Origin of the sequence: Paraferrimonas sp. SM1919 (assembly GCF_010993985.1) — a bacterium.
Lineage (GTDB): Bacteria > Pseudomonadota > Gammaproteobacteria > Enterobacterales > Shewanellaceae > SM1919.
Map to the genome: position 1 here is coordinate 186,432 of NZ_WINH01000003.1, position 18,054 is coordinate 204,485.

Annotated in this window: 22 protein-coding genes; 13 read left to right on the top strand and 9 right to left on the bottom strand. The window is 43.0% G+C overall.

Translation table 11 applies throughout. The annotated features are described in order from the left end of the window. Positions 1-42: 42 nt before the first annotated feature. The 4 genes from tusD to GFB48_RS03065 are packed head-to-tail and all read left to right on the top strand — an operon-like array spanning position 43 to position 1,402. The gene (gene tusD, locus GFB48_RS03050) at positions 43-432 is read left to right on the top strand and encodes a sulfurtransferase complex subunit TusD (protein ID WP_163930991.1); all 390 of its coding nucleotides are present in this window, start codon (positions 43-45) and stop codon (positions 430-432) included. Next, positions 432-788 carry a sulfurtransferase complex subunit TusC gene (tusC, locus tag GFB48_RS03055; RefSeq protein ID WP_163930993.1) on the top strand — a complete coding sequence of 119 codons (357 nt, stop codon included), beginning with the start codon at positions 432-434 and terminating at the stop codon, positions 786-788. Before tusD ends, tusC begins: the two co-directional genes overlap by 1 nt. After that, positions 788-1,078 (top strand): sulfurtransferase complex subunit TusB, encoded by a 291-nt coding sequence (tusB, locus tag GFB48_RS03060; protein WP_163930995.1) that lies wholly within the window; start codon positions 788-790, stop codon positions 1,076-1,078. The genes tusC and tusB overlap by 1 nt, the downstream gene beginning before the upstream one ends. Beyond that, a complete protein-coding gene (locus tag GFB48_RS03065; protein WP_163930997.1) occupies positions 1,079-1,402 on the top strand; it encodes a TusE/DsrC/DsvC family sulfur relay protein in 324 nt (107 codons plus the stop codon). Here GFB48_RS03065 and GFB48_RS03070 read toward each other — a convergent pair. Then, positions 1,399-2,151 (bottom strand): Nif3-like dinuclear metal center hexameric protein, encoded by a 753-nt coding sequence (locus GFB48_RS03070; protein WP_240464819.1) that lies wholly within the window; start codon positions 2,149-2,151, stop codon positions 1,399-1,401. The genes GFB48_RS03065 and GFB48_RS03070 overlap by 4 nt on opposite strands. 189 nt (positions 2,152-2,340) lie before the next feature. Between GFB48_RS03070 and GFB48_RS03075 the strand changes: the two genes are divergently transcribed. Together GFB48_RS03075 and GFB48_RS03080 are read left to right on the top strand one after the other, a co-directional pair. Then, on the top strand, positions 2,341-2,703 hold the full coding sequence (locus GFB48_RS03075) for a hypothetical protein (RefSeq protein WP_163931001.1): 363 nt from the start codon (positions 2,341-2,343) through the stop codon (positions 2,701-2,703). A 55-nt stretch (positions 2,704-2,758) separates the two neighbouring features. Further along, entirely contained in the window at positions 2,759-3,511 is a 753-nt protein-coding gene (locus tag GFB48_RS03080; RefSeq protein WP_256377980.1) for a DUF1853 family protein, read from the top strand. 113 nt (positions 3,512-3,624) lie between these two features. Here GFB48_RS03080 and rplT read toward each other — a convergent pair whose 3' ends face one another. From rplT to thrS, 4 genes are all read right to left on the bottom strand, one after another. Next, positions 3,625-3,981: a 50S ribosomal protein L20 gene (gene rplT, locus GFB48_RS03085; protein ID WP_163931005.1), complete on the bottom strand. Its 357-nt coding sequence runs from the start codon at positions 3,979-3,981 to the stop codon at positions 3,625-3,627. Positions 3,982-3,999: 18 nt separating this feature from the next. Next, positions 4,000-4,194 carry a 50S ribosomal protein L35 gene (rpmI, locus tag GFB48_RS03090; protein WP_163931007.1) on the bottom strand — a complete coding sequence of 65 codons (195 nt, stop codon included), beginning with the start codon at positions 4,192-4,194 and terminating at the stop codon, positions 4,000-4,002. An 88-nt stretch (positions 4,195-4,282) separates the two neighbouring features. Then, positions 4,283-4,825 (bottom strand): translation initiation factor IF-3, encoded by a 543-nt coding sequence (gene infC / locus GFB48_RS03095; RefSeq protein WP_163931049.1) that lies wholly within the window; start codon positions 4,823-4,825, stop codon positions 4,283-4,285. A gap of 3 nt (positions 4,826-4,828) precedes the next feature. Then, positions 4,829-6,760: a threonine--tRNA ligase gene (thrS, locus tag GFB48_RS03100; protein WP_163931009.1), complete on the bottom strand. Its 1,932-nt coding sequence runs from the start codon at positions 6,758-6,760 to the stop codon at positions 4,829-4,831. A gap of 255 nt (positions 6,761-7,015) precedes the next feature. Here thrS and GFB48_RS03105 point away from each other — a divergent pair, with 255 nt between their 5' ends. After that, positions 7,016-7,756 (top strand): pteridine reductase, encoded by a 741-nt coding sequence (locus tag GFB48_RS03105; RefSeq protein ID WP_163931010.1) that lies wholly within the window; start codon positions 7,016-7,018, stop codon positions 7,754-7,756. Positions 7,757-7,758: 2 nt separating this feature from the next. Further along, positions 7,759-7,959 (top strand): CPXCG motif-containing cysteine-rich protein, encoded by a 201-nt coding sequence (locus GFB48_RS03110; RefSeq protein WP_163931012.1) that lies wholly within the window; start codon positions 7,759-7,761, stop codon positions 7,957-7,959. Here GFB48_RS03110 and GFB48_RS03115 read toward each other — a convergent pair. Continuing rightward, positions 7,953-8,564, bottom strand: a complete 612-nt coding sequence (locus tag GFB48_RS03115; protein ID WP_163931014.1) for a riboflavin synthase subunit alpha — start codon at positions 8,562-8,564, stop codon at positions 7,953-7,955. The two genes, GFB48_RS03110 and GFB48_RS03115, sit on opposite strands and share 7 nt — an antisense overlap. Positions 8,565-8,663: 99 nt before the next feature. Between GFB48_RS03115 and GFB48_RS03120 the strand changes: the two genes are divergently transcribed. Continuing rightward, positions 8,664-9,170, top strand: a complete 507-nt coding sequence (locus GFB48_RS03120; protein ID WP_163931016.1) for an RNA methyltransferase — start codon at positions 8,664-8,666, stop codon at positions 9,168-9,170. Between the two features lie 199 nt (positions 9,171-9,369). Continuing rightward, positions 9,370-10,317 (top strand): magnesium/cobalt transporter CorA, encoded by a 948-nt coding sequence (gene corA / locus GFB48_RS03125; protein ID WP_163931018.1) that lies wholly within the window; start codon positions 9,370-9,372, stop codon positions 10,315-10,317. Positions 10,318-10,635: 318 nt separating this feature from the next. Here corA and GFB48_RS03130 read toward each other — a convergent pair whose 3' ends face one another. Together GFB48_RS03130 and GFB48_RS03135 are read right to left on the bottom strand one after the other, a co-directional pair. Continuing rightward, a complete protein-coding gene (locus GFB48_RS03130) occupies positions 10,636-12,000 on the bottom strand; it encodes an ATP-binding protein (RefSeq protein WP_163931020.1) in 1,365 nt (454 codons plus the stop codon). A gap of 23 nt (positions 12,001-12,023) precedes the next feature. Further along, entirely contained in the window at positions 12,024-12,698 is a 675-nt protein-coding gene (locus GFB48_RS03135) for a response regulator (protein ID WP_163931022.1), read from the bottom strand. Between the two features lie 349 nt (positions 12,699-13,047). Here GFB48_RS03135 and GFB48_RS03140 point away from each other — a divergent pair, with 349 nt between their 5' ends. Continuing rightward, the gene (locus GFB48_RS03140) at positions 13,048-13,596 is read left to right on the top strand and encodes an NAD(P)H nitroreductase (protein WP_163931024.1); all 549 of its coding nucleotides are present in this window, start codon (positions 13,048-13,050) and stop codon (positions 13,594-13,596) included. Between the two features lie 125 nt (positions 13,597-13,721). On the opposite strand, the gene GFB48_RS03145 is transcribed toward GFB48_RS03140, so the two are convergent. Continuing rightward, a complete protein-coding gene (locus GFB48_RS03145; protein WP_163931026.1) occupies positions 13,722-14,729 on the bottom strand; it encodes a class I SAM-dependent rRNA methyltransferase in 1,008 nt (335 codons plus the stop codon). Between the two features lie 481 nt (positions 14,730-15,210). On the opposite strand from GFB48_RS03145, the gene GFB48_RS03150 reads away from it, so the two are divergent. Together GFB48_RS03150 and GFB48_RS03155 are read left to right on the top strand one after the other, a co-directional pair. Further along, on the top strand, positions 15,211-15,477 hold the full coding sequence (locus GFB48_RS03150; protein WP_163931028.1) for a hypothetical protein: 267 nt from the start codon (positions 15,211-15,213) through the stop codon (positions 15,475-15,477). A 3-nt stretch (positions 15,478-15,480) separates the two neighbouring features. Continuing rightward, positions 15,481-17,475, top strand: coding sequence for a PKD domain-containing protein (locus GFB48_RS03155; RefSeq protein ID WP_163931030.1), 1,995 nt, complete (start codon positions 15,481-15,483; stop codon positions 17,473-17,475). Positions 17,476-18,054 lie beyond the last annotated feature (579 nt).

Genomic DNA, 18,054 nt, shown 5'->3' on the forward strand with positions numbered 1-18,054 from the left:
GAAATGCTAAAATGGCTGCTGAATTTCAGGAGCCATTTTTTTATGCAAAAATTCGCCCTTTTAATAAATCAAAGCCAATACTCGAATCAATCGAGCCATTCGGCCTATCAATTTGCCACTGCAGTGTTAAAGCAAGGTCACCCTATTACTAAGGTATTTTTCTATCAGCAAGGGGTGGATCATGGTAATGCGTTAACTACCCATCAAACTGATGAGTTAAATATGGGCCAGCAATGGCAACAATTGGCAACCGATAACAATTTTGAACTCGTTGTATGTGCCTCTGCAGCCCTACGTCGTGGGGTGGTCTCTAAAGAAGATGCCGAAACCAACGACTTATCTAGTCATAACTTAGCGAAACCTTATTTAGCGGCAGGCTTAGGCGATTTAGTCACTGCTATAGAATCGTCAGATAAATTGGTGCAATTTTAATGAAATCGGTGGTCTATATCTTTACCTCAAGCCCTTTTGCAAATAGTAAAGGTCGTGAAGGCTTAGAAGCTGCAATGTTATGTGCCAGCTATGAACAGCAAGTAACACTTATCTTTATTGAAGATGGCGTTTACCACATTTTGCCAGCGCAAACCCCTGAGAGCATTGGTCAAAAAGACTACTTAGCTTCATTAAAGGCATTACCATTTTACGATATTGAAGATATCTATGTTTGCCAGCAAAGCGCCAATGCAAGGAGCATCACGGTTGACGATACTCAGCTAGATGTCGAATTTGTTGATAATATGCAAATGCAGCAATGCCTTAGGGCTGCCGACCAAGTGGTGGTATTTTAATGATATTACATAAATTTAGCGTTACCCCAAGTGACAACAATGCCCTCAATGCCTGTGCCAAACTTTTAGGCCCCGATGATACCCTAGTGCTGAGTGAGACTGGAGTGTTACTGGCCTGTCAACCGCAGCTACTAGCGCAATTTAAGCAAACCAAAGTGGTGGCAATGGCGCAAGATATTGTAAGCCGCAGCTTGCAAACCAAGGTTTGCGAGCAAGTTCAATTGATTGACCTAGAACAACTGGTTCAATTAACCCTTTCCCACGAAAAAGTGATCAGTTGGAGTCACTAGATGTCTGCATTAGATACAATACAAAGAGATAAACTTGGCTACCTCGCTAATGTAAGCGACTGGCAAGAATCACTCGCGCCGCTATTAGCCCAAGAAGAAGGCATCGAACTCACCGATGCCCATTGGGAAGTGGTCAATTTTGTGCGCGATTTTTACTTAGAGTACAAAACCAGCCCAGCCATTCGCGCCCTAGTCAAAGCCATGGCGCAATCATTAGGGCCAGAGAAAGGCAATTCCATCTACCTATTTAAACTCTTCCCTAAAGGCCCTGCAAAGCAAGCCACCAAGATCGCTGGCCTGCCTAAACCCAAAAAGTGCCTCTAAACTGGATTATTAATATCAACATGGTGCCAATCTAGATTAAATTCTTGCGCTAGATGGGCACCCAAAGCTTCAATTCCATAGCGTTCGGTAGCATGATGACCTGCTCCAAAATAATGAACGCCTAATTCTGCAGCTTGGTGAAAGGTTCGTTCAGAAGCTTCACCACTAATAAAAGCATCAACTTGCAGAGCCGCGGCCGCGTCGATGTAATCTTGAGCGCCACCGGTGCACCAGGCAATAGTTTCGATCAATGATGACTCAGCCGCTAAATGTAATGGCGCTCTATCAAGAACTTGCTCAATATGCTGAGCAAGTTCATCTGGCGTCATAGGCTTAGATAACTTTCCAGTCCAAAGTAAATCTTGAGGAGTGTTGGCATCAATCGCCACATCAATTAAGCCAAGTTTTTGACCAAGCAAGGCGTTATTACCTAACTCATTATGAGCATCAATAGGCAAGTGATAACCCAATAAATTGATATCGTTTTGCATTAACGCTTTGATACGTTTTGCTTTCATGCCAGTCAGTACTGGGTTTTCCCCTTTCCAAAAAAAACCGTGATGGACCAGGATGGCATCAGCATCCAATTCGATGGCTTTATCTATTAAAGCTTGGCATGCAGTAACCCCAGTAACGAGCGTTCTAATGGTTTGCTTACCTTCTACCTGTAGGCCATTAGGTGCGTAATCTTTAAATTTATCAACTTGTAAGTATTTACTTAGGTAGTTAACTAAGTCGGTCGTTTTAATTGTCATGTGGGTTTACCATTTATCTTTTTCTTTATTGTATCTAAGCCTGATACGTCAGCAAAGCTTTTGATAAATGATAGCCTTTTTCTTGGGTGTGAAAGTCTAAGCCGTTAAAAATTGGACTTTTTCATTAACATAAAGTATAAATACACCTTTATTTAATTCACTAAATAAACAGTTAGGTTTTCCATGACGACACTAAACAAAGATGAAGTAATTGCACTAGTGACTAAAAACTTTGAAGCTAAATTTGGCCGTACTCCAGAAGTTGAAGCCAAAGGTGGCTGGTATAAGGTTGATGGTGGCAAGGGTTTACGTCTAGCTGATCTTCAACAATACGCTGAATCTTTAGTCGGTGACGCTCCAGCTGCAGAAGCAGCGGCACCCGTTGCAAACGCGACACCGAAAAAAGCGGCTCCAGCTAAAAAAGCTGCGCCCAAAGCCAAAAAAGCAGTTAAAGCCACTGGCAGCAATGGCGGTAAAACTTGGAAACAAGTTTGGGCAGAAAAGTTATCTGCTGACAAAAACAGTACTCTGCCTCGCGGTTTTTGATTTTGAATTAGCCCACTTTTAAGTGGGCTTTTTTATAACTTAATCATAGCTTTCTATGTGCCCTTGGTTACACTGGCTTTGCTCTAGCCCTGAATTAATGGCCTTTCCAGAACCATTCCATTTCCCTCGCTCCCAAGCTAACACTATGCATGTTGGCCTAAATAATGTACCAAGGTTTCAGCCTAGTAATAAAAGGCTTGGCTTTGTGTTTGAGGACTTATTGCTCCATTTTTTCAGTTATCATCCAGATTACCAGTTACTTGCCCACAATTTGCAAATCCATCATCAAGGCAAAACTCTTGGAGCTTTTGACTTTATTGTACATTACTTACCTAATAATGAAGTACAACATATAGAAGCAACCATCAAGTACTATCTGGCAAAACCAAGCAATACCAGTGACAATGGCTGGTGCTTCTTAGGGCCCAATAAGAACGATTCCCTCGATAAAAAGTGGCAACACATGCACACTAAACAATTGCGCTTAAGAGAAACCGAAACGGCCAAAGAGGTTTTGCTTAAACAAGGGATCTGCATAGATCATGCCTATGGTTTTTCCAGAGGGGCAATTTACTGGCCAAAGGGCAGCACAGCAGAATTTGAGCCTATGCTACAACAGGGCCATAAACAAGGGATATGGTTGCATCAACAGCAGCTTCATCAACAGCAACTTAATTTGGTTGAAAAGCACTATTGGCCCCTGCCCCAGCTAGCTCCACAGCAACCCTACATGGCAACAGAAAAAGCCCAAATGGCCTTTGACGCCCAATCTCAACATGAAGTGTTTATTACCCCTGACGGCTGGTAAAGTGGCAAGCCTACCAGCAGCAAAGCAACCTTGCCCCTTAGTCGCAATACCCGTCTAAAACACAAAAAGGGAGCCCGAGGGCTCCCTTTTATAATGCATATCGAATTCAGCGATTAAGCTTGAGCTTCTTTTGCTTTAGCAACTAGTGCAGCAAATGCTACCTGGTCGAATACAGCAATGTCAGCTAGGATCTTACGATCGATTTCGATAGAAGCTTTCTTAAGGCCGTTAATTAGACGGCTGTAAGATAAACCGTTTTGACGTGACGCAGCATTGATACGAGCAATCCATAGTTGACGGAATTGACGTTTCTTCTGACGACGGTCACGGTATGCGTATTGACCAGCTTTAGTTACCGCTTGAGCAGCTACGCGATAAACGCGTGAACGAGCTCCGTAGTAACCTTTAGCTTGTTTAAGAATCTTCTTGTGACGTGCACGTGCGGTTACACCGCGCTTAACTCTAGGCATCTTCTATATCTCCTGTGATTAAGCGAAAGGTAGCATACGGCTAACTGATGCAACATCTACTTTAGCAACAAGACACTTGTTACGTAGATGACGTTTACGCTTGGTAGACTTCTTGGTCAAAATATGACGCAAGTGAGCTTGCTTACGCTTAAAACCATTAGCGGTTTTTTTGAAGCGCTTAGCAGCACCACGGTTTGTTTTTAACTTAGGCATGCATAACTCCGCATTGTTAAGTAGTTAATGACAACAGCAAGGCGAGCGCACAAGGTAACTTGCACGCTACTTTTTAATGGGGCCTATACTATTTTTTCTTTGGTGCAAGCACCATTACGGCTTGGCGGCCTTCCATTTTTGGAAACGCTTCTACCGATGCAATTTCAGCCAAATCGTCTTTGATACGATTTAATAAATCGAACCCAAGAGATTGGTGGGCCATTTCACGCCCACGGAAACGTAGCGTTACTTTCGCTTTGTCACCGCCTTCTAGGAAGCGAATCAGGTTGCGCAGTTTTACCTGATAATCGCCTTCGTCAGTTCCAGGACGGAATTTTACTTCTTTAACCTGAATCTGCTTTTGCTTCTTCTTCTGTTCTTTTTGAGCTTTCGCTTTCTCGAACAAGAATTTGCCGTAGTCCATCACCTTACAGACTGGTGGCTCAGCGTTTGGACTAATTTCTACCAAATCTACGCCGTATTCATCGGCTAATTGCTGAGCCTGGTTTAAAGGGACCACACCTAGTGCTTCACCTTCAATACCAACAAGACGAACTTCAGTAATACCACGAATGTCGCCATTGATTCTATTTTCAGCCTGTTTAGGGGCTCTTTTGTTATTGCCTTTTATGACTTATTCCTCCAAGAGTTTTAGACTACGGCTCGATATTTCTTTGTTGAGCACTTTTGCAAAGTCTTCAACTTTAAATTTACCCAAATCGACACCGTCACGGGTACGCACAGCAACTTCACCATTTTCCATTTCTTGATCACCGACCACTAGAAGATATGGGACGCGCTTTAGAGTGTGCTCGCGAATTTTAAAGCCAATCTTCTCATTTCTCAAGTCCGATTTAGCTCTAATACCACTTTTGCTTAGTTTTTGTACGACTTCGTTCACATAATCGCTTTGTTTATCGGTAATATTCATCACCATTACCTGCACTGGCGACAACCAAGTTGGGAAACGGCCTGCATATTCTTCTATCAAAATACCGATAAAGCGCTCTAATGAACCTAAAATCGCACGATGGATCATTACAGGGATCTTACGCTCGTTGCTTTCACCTACGTAAGTCGCATCAAGACGGGTTGGTAAGTTAAAGTCTAGCTGAACTGTACCACACTGCCACGCTCGATCTAAACAATCGTACAAAGTGAACTCAATTTTAGGACCATAGAATGCACCTTCACCTTCTTGGATCTCATATTTGATCTCCATGGCTTCTAGGGCCTCAATCAGAGCTTGCTCAGAACGATCCCAAATTTCGTCAGAACCAACACGCTGTTCTGGACGAGTTGACAACTTAACCACAATATTTTCAAAACCGAAAGTATTGTATGTGTCATAGACCATTTTAATACAGCCGCTGACTTCTTCTTGTATCTGATCTTCAGTACAGAAGATATGCGCATCATCTTGAGTAAAGCCACGAACGCGCATGATACCATGTAATGCACCAGAAGGCTCGTTACGATGACATGAACCAAATTCGGCCATACGCAAAGGCAGATCACGGTACGATTTTAGACCTTGATTGAAAATCTGCACATGTCCTGGGCAGTTCATTGGCTTAATGGCGTAGTCACGGTTCTCAGAATGGGTTGTAAACATCGCATCGCTGTATTTATCCCAATGACCAGAACGCTCCCAAAGTACACGGTCCATCATCAGTGGGCCTTTTACTTCTTGGTAGTCGTACTCAGTCAACTTTTCACGAACAAATACTTCTAAATCGCGGAAAATAGACCAGCCATTATGATGCCAGAACACCATTCCTGGTGCTTCTTGCTGCATATGAAACAGGTCAAGTTGCTTACCAATTTTACGGTGGTCACGCTTAGCCGCTTCTTCAAGACGTGTTAAGTGCGCTTTCAGGGCTTTCTTGTCGTGGAATGCCGTTCCATAAATACGCTGTAACATCTTATTGTCTGAGTTACCACGCCAGTAGGCACCCGCTACGTTAAGTAGGGTAAAGTGCTGACAAAAACCCATGTTAGGTACGTGTGGACCACGACACATGTCTACGTATTCTTCATGGTGGTATAGACCTGGTCGGTCGTCACGGCTGACGTTTTCATCCAAGATTTCCATCTTGTATGTTTCACCACGGGCTTCAAAAGTATCACGAGCTTGTTGCCAGCTTACTTTCTTCTTAACCACTTGGTATTTAGTTTTAGCAAGTTCCTTCATACGCTTTTCTAGCGCATCAAGATCTTCCTGAGTAATAGAGTGCTCTAAGTCGATGTCATAGTAAAAACCATTGTCGATGGTAGGACCAATCGCCATTTTAACATCTGGGAAAAGCTGCTTAATTGCATGGCCTAGAAGATGAGCACAAGAGTGACGTACGATCTCTAGACCGTCTTCGTTATCCTTGTTAGTAATGATTTCTAGGGAAGCATCTTGTTCGATAAGATCGCATGCATCAACACGTTCACCGTTAACACGGCCCGCAATGGTTGCTTTGGCCAAGCCAGGACCAATCGAAGCGGCAACGTCTAAAACTGAAACGGCTTGTTCGAATTCACGAGTTGAGCCATCAGGAAGTGTAATAATTGGCATATAAAATTACTCCAGTGGTGACCTCTACCAAAGGCCACGTAGATTTATAAATAAAATAAAACTTTGTGGACTGACCTTTCGCCCTACAGACGGCAAAAAAAGCATAGTCCAACAGAAGGTGCTAATGATACCTAATGGTAAAATTTATTGCTACCAGCTTGAGCCTGATATTTGAGACGAACGTAAATAATTGATGATTTTATTTCAAATCATTCTGTTATGATTAATTAAACCCATTCACCAAAGGAATCAGCAATGGCCCCTGTTGCATTAATTACCGGCGCCGCCAAAAGAATTGGCAAAGCCATCGCCCTTGAATTACATCAGCGTGGTTATAATCTGATCATTCATTATCAACACTCACATCAACAAGCCCAACAATTAGCAACTGAGCTTAATCAATGGCGCGAAAACAGTGCCAAAACCATTGCCTTTGACTTGAGCCAAACGGCCGCTGTGGCTGAATTTGCACAGCAATGTTTAGACTGTTTTGGCCATATCGACTTGTTAGTTAATAACGCTTCAGTATTTCCGAAAACGCCAATTGGCACCATAGAAGCGACTGATGCCGCTGCGATTATGGCCGTTAACGCCACAACGCCTGTACTACTTAGTCAGGCACTGGCAAAGCCATTAAAACAACAACAAGGCTGTATTATCAATCTGATTGATATCCATCACCATAAACCTCTTAAGCACCATGTACTATACTGTATGTCAAAGGCTGCTTTACATAGTGCGACTCTGTCATTAGCTGTGGAGCTTGGGCCTGAGATCAGAGTCAATGGGGTATCGCCTGGTGCGATATTGTGGCCTTCGGCTGGTGACGAAATAAATCAGCAAGACATCATTAATCAAATCCCGCTGAACAAAGCTGGGCACCCTAATGATATTGCGAAAACCGTTGCCTTTTTAGCCTGTGACGCACCGTATATTAGTGGACAAACTATTAGTGTTGATGGGGGGCGCACAGCAGTTGGCTATCAGGGAGCCTGATCATGCTATTAGTTAACCATAAAAATGTCAGCTGTCCTTTTTGCGGACAGCCTTTTACCTTAACCCTTGACGCCACCGCGGGGGATCAAGATTACATTGAAGACTGCCCAACCTGCTGCAACCCAGTGCATTGCCACATGCACATTAATGAGCAAAACATGAATGTAGAGTTAACCATCGATTCGGACAACGAGTATTATTGAGCCCTTGACGCTAATACCCGTTCCACCGTATCGACAATCGCTTGGGTTTGAGGGTCTACCTCTATATTAAGCTTATTGCCTATTTGTACCTTACCCATCAAGGTTCTAGTTAGGGTTTCGGGAATTAAATCCACGCAAAAGCCGCTAGCACTGGTATCGCTAATGGTTAAACTGCAACCATCAATACCAATGTAGCCTCGTAATAATGCATATTTACGAGCCGCTTCTGGTAAGTCTATCCATACCTTACGGTTGTTGTCAGTATCAATCACTTGGGTTACGGTGCCTAGGCAGAAAATATGCCCTGACATACTATGGCCACCAATTTCATCACCAAATCGGGCTGCTCGTTCAATATTAACCCAGTCTCCAGGCTGCAAACTGGCCAAATTGGTGACGGCGAGGGTTTGTTTGATCACATCAAAACTCACCAAGTCACCATCAATCTGGGTCACGGTTAAGCAACAACCATTATGGGCAACCGATGCGCCCTCCTCCAGCCCTTGTAACCACTGCGGCTGCATTTTCAATACATGGGTTTGAAAATCTTGCTTTTTGATGATTTTTTCTACTTTGGCCATGCCAGCCACGATGCCTGTGAACATTTCTTATAACCTGCTTACATTCTTTATCAGTGGTATCTTACCTAAAACTGGATAATCCTGCTAAAATTGCCGCCAAATTTTTATCATAAGTTTAAGCACATGGGCAAACAAGCCACCTTAGGACTCATTAATCCCAAAACACCAACTAATGTCGGTACCATTTTACGCGCCTGTGGCTGCTTCAATGTTGACAATGTTTACTATACCGGTGAGCGCTACCACAGAGCGGCTCAATATCAGCCTGACACTAAAGGCATGGAAAATAAAATTAATATTGAGCAAGTCACCGATATCATCGCGGCCGCACCACAGGGGGCTACTATCATTTGCGTTGATTTGATCGAAGGCGCTATCCCTTTGCATATGTTTGAGCACCCCGAAAATGCTTATTACATTTTTGGCCCAGAAGACGGCACCATTGGTCAGGATGTTATCGACCAATGTCACCAAGCTATCTACATTGCAACCGAAGGCTGCTTGAATCTAGCCGCTAGTGCCAATGTGGTTTTATATGATCGCAGCGTTAAAACCCATCAATTTAGCGCTTCGGATGAGCTGATTAAGTCCAGCCGAGATACGAACAACCGAGTTAAGTTCAAAATTTAACCACCGTAAGGGGCGAGCAACGGCTTTAAAGAGCCAGCGGATATGAGCCGTCAAAGCGCTTAAGTGGTTAATGCCTTAAAACTGTTAGTTTTTAGCTGTAAGTCATTCATATTTCGTTTTATTTACTTATCATTCTGATTATTTTTCTGTAGACTCTAGCCCATTGTGATTAATTGGCATCAGTCAATGTGGAGGGGGCATGATCACAGCTTATTTATTCGATAACCAAAGACTAATTCAACAAGAATTAACCACTAGCGATACTTTGCCTGAAGGCACCCTTTGGCTTGATGTTTTCAAACCAGAAGAAGACGAGCGCCAATGGCTTAACAGCTATTTTGTGGAAGAAGCACCCGAAGAAGAAGACATAAAAGAAATTGAAGCATCAGCGCGTTTTTATCGCGATGGTGATGGTGTGCATATTAACTCTCTTTTCCCGCAGCGCGTCGGCCACGAACTCAAAGCCATTAACGTGTCTTTTAACCTGCGTGATGATCTATTAATCACCATTCGTGAAGAAGATGTCGGCTTGGTGCGTTTATTACGTAACTACCTGCGCTTAGGTCGTATTGAAGTTATCACCCCAATCGAGCTGTTATTAGAAATGTTTAACCTAAAAGTTGAATATTTAAGTGACTTAATTGAAGACGTTTATACGGTTCTGGAAGGACTAAGTGAAGACGTTTTCAAACAAGAAGAGTTAGATGATGTAGTCAAGCTCATTACCCAACAAGAAGATGCCAATGGTAAAATCAGGCTTTCACTGCTCGATACCCAACGCGCTCTAAGGTACATCAACCGTTATGTCCGTCGCCGTCTAGATTCTGAAGATGTCAAAGACCTCAAAGAGATGCTTTCGGATATTGATTCGTTGATGCCACACAGCCAGTTTATTTTTGACAAACTAAACTTCATGCTCCAAGCCGCTGTCGGTATTAGTGGTCTGCAACAGAACAAAATCATTAAAATCTTCTCGGTTGCCGCAGTGGTGTTCTTACCACCAACCGTTATTGCCAGTGCTTACGGCATGAACTTCAAAAATATGCCAGAACTCGATTGGATGTTTGGCTATCCAATGGCTGTCGCCATGATGTTTGCCAGCGCTGGCGCCACCTACTTGTTCTTTAAGCGTAAAGGATGGCTTTAATTTAGCACCAGCTTATAGAAGCGAGAATCGAGAGCGGCTGCGCCTTCGAGAACGCTGCTACGCAGCTCGAGGTAAGAGTACGGCTTCGCCTTTAGCACGGGCCAAGCCCTTTGGCACGCAGCTACGCTGCTTCAGTACGCTTCGCTTTAGTGGGTGTCGTAGAGGCTGAATTTATTAGAGTTCACACCAAAGAAAATTTCCGTACTAACAACTGCTTTTCCTCGCAGTCACGAAGTGACGCCCTCGGAGTGCGAAGCACGATCTCGAAGCCGAAGGCGCTCTCGGAGCAAAGCGCCCTATACTTCGCGCCTACGGCGCTTAGTTCAGAGGGAGTTTGATTTCAAACTTAGCCCCTTCAAGATCGGAATCATCAATAGTGAGTTGACCACCATAACTATTAATAATTTCAGCGCAAACTGCCAAGCCAATGCCTTGCCCTGGGGTTTTAGTATCCGCCCTAACCCCACGCTGCAGAATTTTAGAGCGCATTGCCGGGTCAACACCTGGGCCATCATCTTCAATTAAAATATGCAACAATTGTTCACGGACATAAGCGGTCAACCTTACTTGGGAAATACTCAGCCTATAAGCATTCTCAAGCATATTACCGATCAGCTCCATTAAATCACCTTTATCACCCGGAAAGGTACAGTTCTCATCAATATGCAAACTTAACTGTACCCGCTTCTCTTGATAAACTTTATCCAACATATTGGTGATCTGAACGGCAACTTCTTTAATCAAAGTTGTTTCTTGTTGTAAACCTTGACGCCCCAACATCGCTCGCTTTAGTTGATATTTGACCAATAAATCCATCTGTCCAACTTGGTCCATTACCCTATCGTAAAGATCTTTTCTTGTAAGCTGTTCATCACTCATTAAAGCGTGCACTGCCGCTAAACGGGTTTTAAGGCTATGGGCCAAGTCATTAATGGCATTTTGATAGCGCTCGGTTTGCGAACTTGATTGCTGTAATAATTGGTTTAGAGCTTGAGTTACCCCTTCTAGCTCAGCTGGGTAATCTTGAGACAATTGACTTCGTTTGCCATGGGTTATTGACTGTAATTGCCTTTGCATTCGTCCAATTGGCTTGGTTCCCCAATATGCTGCTGCCGCTAAAAAGCCAATAGTGATAGCTAAAATAACCAACAGCTGAACTAATGTTGCTTTAACATAATCATCGTACTGTTGTTCTAAAACATGAGTGTCTTTTAGGATCAGCACCCGATAACTGGTGTCCCGTAGCTCTACTGGTAACAAAAATATAAAATAATTTAAGCCATCATTTAGCTGAGTAAAATATGGAGGTTGGTGGGCTAAACTCTTAAACCGTCTACAGGCATCCGTTAATCCTCGCTGGGTGGCAATCTTCGATGTCCATACTTGCTGATAATCACTAGAGCAAGTCGCAATAATATAATCTGTATCGGCTAAATTCTCTTGTAACCAATTACCATCTTTGGGCAATAACTGATTGTGCTGTAACAGCGCGACAATACTGGGGATATCGGCAATGAGCTCAGCCGTTTGCTGATTATAAGCTTTTTGCTCATATTGACTGATCATAAAGTAAGCTAAGCCAAATCCCACTAAAGAAATAATGGAAATCGAAACAGCAAAAACCCTTGCCAGCATTCTTGGCTTGGGTTTCAGTTTATGTATTAGGGCTTTATTGGCAAGCATAAAAGAAGTTTGTGCCCTCAACCTTAACTGCAAGTGAGGTTGAATTTGTAACCCTGACCACGAATGGTAGCAATTGGATTTTCAATTCCGCCGTTTGATAATTTCTTACGCAGACGGCTAACCATAACCTCAATGGTATTGGGATCTCCCTCTTTGTCACCATAAAGTACATCCAGCAATCTTTGCTTAGACACCACTTCCTGGTTGTGACGCATTAGATATTCAAGGATATGGTATTCAAAGGCAGTGATCTCCATTGGCTCACCATTAAGGCTAACCTGCTTAGCCGCGAGATCCATTTCTAATGATTCACAACTAATGACCGTTTTAACAAAACCTGCACTGCGTCTTACTAAAGCATTTAAGCGGGCCACCAACTCTTCTTTCTGAAAAGGTTTAACAAGATAGTCATCTGCACCGGCATTTAACCCTGCCACTTTATCTTGCCAATTAACACGCGCCGTTAAAATCAAAATTGGGGCTTTAACTCCTGCCGCCCGGATTTTATTAATAAGCGTTAAACCATCCTCATCTGGTAACCCCAGATCCACCACCGCTACCTCGATCGGGTAGTTGGTTGCTTGATACAGCCCCTCTTCGGCATTATGTGCCACTTGTACCATATTACCTAATTCAGATAATTGCACTTTTAAGTGATGTGATAGCAATGGATCATCTTCAACGATTAGAATGCGCATTGGGCCCCCAATTTAAGATTTACAATAAGTTAACACTATACCCAAGCCCCCCTTAACTCTAGCTGAATTTATCTGGGCAGGTTAGCAAACAATATTGTAGTGTGATTAAGTCATAAAATTTTAATGCTTTTATGACATAAGTTTAGCCAGATAGTTCAACGATAGAAAACGATTATTGTGATAACCCATGGTTAACCATAACAACCTTCAGCCTGTACCAACATGTTTTGAAACTGGTAAACATAATAATCCTTGTCAGTGCCGGTTAAATTTTAAAAAATTGGGATTTTAGGTTTTAGCGCTATTAGGTTAAATGATAAACTCATAAGCTGATTGCTAAGGAGAAATCATGCAAGCCCTAGAACTATTATTACAACGACAATCGTGCCCGAAACTGACCGCTCCAGCTCCAAATGCTGAACAACTTCAAACTATCTTGCAGGCTGGCAGTCGCGCCCCAGATCATGCCAATTTATCCCCTTGGGAATTCATTGTCGTTCAAGATGAAGGCTTAGCGAAACTCACTGATATCTTAGTGGATGCCGCCCACAAGCGAGCTGAACCCCAAGCCAGTATTGATAAAGCCAAAGTTATGGCCTATCGCGCTCCGATGATCATCGTCGTTATTGCAAAGGTTAGCGAGCACCCAAAAGTGCCGATAATCGAGCAACATCTCAGTGCCGGCTGTGCCGTTATGGCCATGCAAATGGCAGCCCAAGCTCAAGGCCTCAATGGCATTTGGCGCACCGGCACCCCAGCCTTTGACAATAATGTAAAACAGGCGTTAGGCGCTACAGGCGATGACGAGATCGTAGGTTTTCTGTACCTAGGCACCCCAAGCTGTGAAATCAAAATCAAACCAAATAAAGACCTTTCCAAAGTGGTTAGATATCTTTAAATAACCACAAGCAAGCGCTGCTATGACTTTCAATGGATTAGAAATTCATAGCAGACAGCCATCACTCAGCAGCTTCCTGAGGATACTTGCACAGCAATAACCGTGCATTTAGCATAAATACCCACTTAATTAATTTGCAATGCGACTATTTTTAGGGGGTGATTGCCATCGAATGATGGGAAGTCGTCATGACAGTCTAACCAGGTATGCTTACTGACTTTGCGCCCTTGTTTTTCAACACAACGAACCAAGCTGTTAAACCAAGCTTCACGTTCGACTTTAGCAACGTTGTTGCAACATACAATGGTGCCGCCACTTTTAGTAGTCAGCATTGCCGGTTTAAACAAGCCTTGGTAGTCATTAATCAAATCCACAATGCCGAACGGACTTTTGGCAAAACGCGGAGGATCAAGGAAAACTAAATCGAACTGTTGTGGCTGTAATTTAGGGTATTTAGGCAGTTTTTGGTTACGACGACCGCCCACTTTCAAACCAGCAAGCTGCCTAAGTGCCGGGAAAGCGTCACTCTGAACAAATTCGCATACCGATTCAACGCCGTTTAATTGCGCATTTCGTAATCCCGCCGCTAGCGCAAACGAAGAAAAATCGACATTCGTTACCTTTGAAGCCCCTCCAACCGCAGCCGCGGTGCCAATGCCACAGGTATAAGAAAACAAATTCAACACGGTTTTGTTATGGCTATTCGCATGCACATACTCTCTACCCACCCTCATGTCTAAAAATAACAAGGGGTCTTGGCCTTCATGGCGCAGCTTAGAGCTAAATTGAATGCCATTTTCAAGGGTGATTTGCTCGGTAGTGGCCACAATTTGGGTTTCGCTATCGAGGTCATTGAGGACTCTAGAGTTTTTATTCGAGCGGTCGTTATACACCACGGGTAATGCCTCTACGCTCAATAGTTGTGCTTTGATGTCATCTAACTCTTTAACGGTTAGCGTGTGATGAAAAGACTGAATTAGCCAAGCAGCGCCATAACGGTCAATATTAAGACCATTTACCCCTTCAACTGTGCCATGGAAAACCCTAAAACAATTGGTTTTTTGTAATTGAGTTGCAGAGAGTAAATCGCTGCGCTTTGTTAATGCATCAGCTAATAATGATTGGATAGACATGGCTTAAGCTCATTTAGTTGCGAGGCGAGAGTGTGACAAACGCGACAAGAAACCGTCAGTATAACAAAATCCTCAGGCAAGTGGTCACCGCTGTAATTTCTTAAGATCGAGCAACCTTGCATTAGGCGCTATAACACCGGCAGACATGATTAGCCTTACCAATGGGTGTCACGGTTAAAGGTTGCAATTCATCTTTTATGCAAAAAATGAAAATAGCGAAATCACCAAATTTATTTCATCTCATACCTTTCTACCCCCAATTTGGGGGGGGATATCCCCCCGTTCATAGACTACCTTTCATTACGCTGAAAAGCACTTAAATGGAATATCTAGCCATTGTTTACCAATTTAATAGTCAAAACTAGCAAAGGAATTTACTTGGACAAGATAAATGGACTTTACAAGACTCATACCTTTATCGTGATACACGATACCAACAACTGCGGTCCAAGGAAGCTACAAAATAGATATAGGAAAAATCATGAAACACACACAAAGGATAACAGCATTGGGGGGTCTATTTCTTCCCTTGTTGCTTGTACCCGCTTTAGCTAACCCGATATGTGAAACCAGTCTACAAGAGTATCAAACTGCATTTGCACAACAGTCAGATAATCTTACTCAAGAAGATGCCCAAAAAGTTGCAAACTTGATTAAAGTTCTTGAACAAGATTGTCAATTCGGTTCTAACGAAGAATCTGTTAGCTACATTTCAAACCAAATTAAAACATTATTAAATATGGAGTAGCTCATGCTTAGTTTTACTAATAAAGCTTTAGCAGCTTTAGCTTTAACCCTATTTTTTATTGCCAAAGCACAAGCGCACACAGTACAAATTTGTTGGTTAGATCAGGGAGGGGTTACCACCTTTTATGCTGGTACCTACCACTCATCTAGTGAAGGGCCTTCGCCTATTGGAGGCATTATTATTGATGGTCAATATAACCCTTTCTCTGGGTGGATTCAGCCATCTATCCTTCCTGCAACCGCTCAATGTTATACCCATCCTAACTATGACAGTAATTTTGCCAATTTAGACGGTGTCCCCCACCCTGGCGTAAATCACTTTCAAACCTTTACCTCAGGCTTTGAAGCAGGCCAACATAGCCTTGATTTTAGTCGTTCAACCGTAATTGAGTGGCCATGGGCTCAATACCCTAATTTAACCTTTGGTGGTGCAGCCTGTAACGACGCTGACTTTGACGGTATTTGTAATAATGATGATCCTTGCCCCTTAGACGCCGCTAATGATGGCGATGGTGATGGTATTTGTGGCAATGTTGATAACTGTCCACTTGATGCTAATCCAGATCAACTTGATGATAACTTTAATGGTCAAGGCGATGCCTGTGAGGGGCACGTTTGTGGTAATGGCCTATTACAAGGCAACGAGCAGTGTGATGATGGTAATATCGCCGGTGGTGATGGCTGTTCTGCAATTTGTACCTTAGAAACTTTAAATTCAGCGCCCGTTGCAGATGCTGGCCTAGATAGCTCAGTTAATGAAGGGATAACGGTCATATTAGATGGGAGTGCAAGTTCAGACCCAGATGGTGATCAACTCAGCTACCAATGGCTACAAACCGCAGGTACTAATGTCACTATTAGCAATGATACCTCAGCACAAGCCAGCTTTGTTGCACCAGAAGTAGCTTTAGGCGGGGAAACTCTATCATTTAGCTTAACCGTGAGTGATAGCGAGCCTTTATCTGCTTCGGACACCGTAAATGTATCTATTGTGAATATTAACCATGTTCCTGTCGCAGATGCTGGAGAAGATGTCTCGATATCCGAAGGCTCCCTAGTGAATCTAGATGGCACATCGAGTTTCGATAGTGATGGTGATGTAATCACTTATTCATGGCTGCAAACCGCTGGCCCCATTGTCAGCCTTAGTAACGATACTAGTGCATCTTTAAGCTTTACTGCCCCAATTATCGATGGCGGTGATCCCCTAGCTGAAATAACATTGGTATTTACCTTAACGGTTGATGATGGTTTACCTATGGATGCGCCAGTACCCGGTTATCAAATCAGTGATTATCAAGATTCTGTAATGGTGACTGTGACTAACATCAACACGCCACCTGTTGCTGATGCCGGCGCGGATAAAACCGTTAACGAGAATAACCCATTACAGCTCAATGGTAACGCCAGTTCCGATCCAGATGGCGATTCACTCAGTTACAGTTGGGCACAAATCAGTGGGCCAAGTATCGTGCTGGTCGATGCCAATACCGCAACACCGTCACTCACTGCTCCGTTTGTTAGCCCAGGCGGTGAAGTAATAGAGCTTGAACTCACAGTAGAAGATCCATTTGGGGGCATTGGCTATGATCAAGTTCTTATTAACGTTCAAAATGAAAATGATCCACCTCTCGCCTCTGCGGCTATACCGACTGTAGATTGTATTTGGCCACCTAATCACAACATGGTTACAGTAGGCATTACTGGAGTAAGCGACCCTGAAGACAATGCTGTGATTACTATTGACAGTGTTACCCAAGATGAGCCTACCAACGGCACTGGAGATGGTGATACACCAGTTGATGCAGTCATTAATGCTGATGGTACGGTACAACTCAGAGCTGAACGCTCGGGGAACAGTAATGGACGAGTATACTTTATCAACTTCACAGCCTCAGACTATGAAGGCAGTGATTCTGGTACTGTAGAAGTCTGTGTCCGTCACAATAAGAAAAAACCTGCGGTTGACGATGGCCAAAACTATGACTCTACTGAATAAACATTGAAGGTAATGTTGAAATTAAAGCCAGCAACTGTGTTGCTGGCTTCTTCTTGGTGGCAGCTAAAGGTGATATTTCATAAAAGTATTACTCAGCGCTACTTGGAAATAAGACTGCCTTCTAATACAACATTGATCCAGATGTCTTACTATGAGGTATTTACTAACACCTCTAATCAGGTGGCCAAATTAACTTTGTCACTACACTTTGGAAAAGAGAAATTTTGCGGACTCTTTTTTAGCTATAAAGTCTAAATGAGTTTCTTTACTTGAACCGTTTTCAATCAATTCTTGATAGAATTTTAGAACCGAGAGATAAACCTCGAATCTTTTAGTATAAAGATCTAGCCTCAATTTATTTCGGTTGGTAGCCATTTGTTGAAATGCGATATATGCAAGAAATATTGATAATATCAATGGAATCCATGTATCACGAATCAAGCAAAATATACTCTCTAAAACTTCCATATGTTTAATACTCTCGACCTATCAAATGCGTATAACGCTCGCAGCACAGGAAAAATTGGAGCGCAGCGGAAATTTTGTCCATGTGCCTGCGCTTGTTAGAGCGTTTACTTG

Excerpts from the sequence above, each read along its gene's own strand:
- tusD (WP_163930991.1), top strand. The coding sequence starts at position 43 with ATGCAAAAATTCGCCCTTTTAATAAATCAAAGCCAATACTCGAATCAA.
- tusC (WP_163930993.1), top strand. The coding sequence starts at position 432 with ATGAAATCGGTGGTCTATATCTTTACCTCAAGCCCTTTTGCAAATAGT.
- tusB (WP_163930995.1), top strand. The coding sequence starts at position 788 with ATGATATTACATAAATTTAGCGTTACCCCAAGTGACAACAATGCCCTC.
- GFB48_RS03065 (WP_163930997.1), top strand. The coding sequence starts at position 1,079 with ATGTCTGCATTAGATACAATACAAAGAGATAAACTTGGCTACCTCGCT.
- GFB48_RS03075 (WP_163931001.1), top strand. The coding sequence starts at position 2,341 with ATGACGACACTAAACAAAGATGAAGTAATTGCACTAGTGACTAAAAAC.
- GFB48_RS03080 (WP_256377980.1), top strand. The coding sequence starts at position 2,759 with ATGTGCCCTTGGTTACACTGGCTTTGCTCTAGCCCTGAATTAATGGCC.
- rplT (WP_163931005.1), bottom strand. The coding sequence starts at position 3,981 with ATGCCTAGAGTTAAGCGCGGTGTAACCGCACGTGCACGTCACAAGAAG.
- rpmI (WP_163931007.1), bottom strand. The coding sequence starts at position 4,194 with ATGCCTAAGTTAAAAACAAACCGTGGTGCTGCTAAGCGCTTCAAAAAA.
- thrS (WP_163931009.1), bottom strand. The coding sequence starts at position 6,760 with ATGCCAATTATTACACTTCCTGATGGCTCAACTCGTGAATTCGAACAA.
- GFB48_RS03105 (WP_163931010.1), top strand. The coding sequence starts at position 7,016 with ATGGCCCCTGTTGCATTAATTACCGGCGCCGCCAAAAGAATTGGCAAA.
- GFB48_RS03110 (WP_163931012.1), top strand. The coding sequence starts at position 7,759 with ATGCTATTAGTTAACCATAAAAATGTCAGCTGTCCTTTTTGCGGACAG.
- GFB48_RS03115 (WP_163931014.1), bottom strand. The coding sequence starts at position 8,564 with ATGTTCACAGGCATCGTGGCTGGCATGGCCAAAGTAGAAAAAATCATC.
- GFB48_RS03120 (WP_163931016.1), top strand. The coding sequence starts at position 8,664 with ATGGGCAAACAAGCCACCTTAGGACTCATTAATCCCAAAACACCAACT.
- corA (WP_163931018.1), top strand. The coding sequence starts at position 9,370 with ATGATCACAGCTTATTTATTCGATAACCAAAGACTAATTCAACAAGAA.
- GFB48_RS03130 (WP_163931020.1), bottom strand. The coding sequence starts at position 12,000 with ATGCTTGCCAATAAAGCCCTAATACATAAACTGAAACCCAAGCCAAGA.
- GFB48_RS03135 (WP_163931022.1), bottom strand. The coding sequence starts at position 12,698 with ATGCGCATTCTAATCGTTGAAGATGATCCATTGCTATCACATCACTTA.
- GFB48_RS03140 (WP_163931024.1), top strand. The coding sequence starts at position 13,048 with ATGCAAGCCCTAGAACTATTATTACAACGACAATCGTGCCCGAAACTG.
- GFB48_RS03145 (WP_163931026.1), bottom strand. The coding sequence starts at position 14,729 with ATGTCTATCCAATCATTATTAGCTGATGCATTAACAAAGCGCAGCGAT.
- GFB48_RS03150 (WP_163931028.1), top strand. The coding sequence starts at position 15,211 with ATGAAACACACACAAAGGATAACAGCATTGGGGGGTCTATTTCTTCCC.
- GFB48_RS03155 (WP_163931030.1), top strand. The coding sequence starts at position 15,481 with ATGCTTAGTTTTACTAATAAAGCTTTAGCAGCTTTAGCTTTAACCCTA.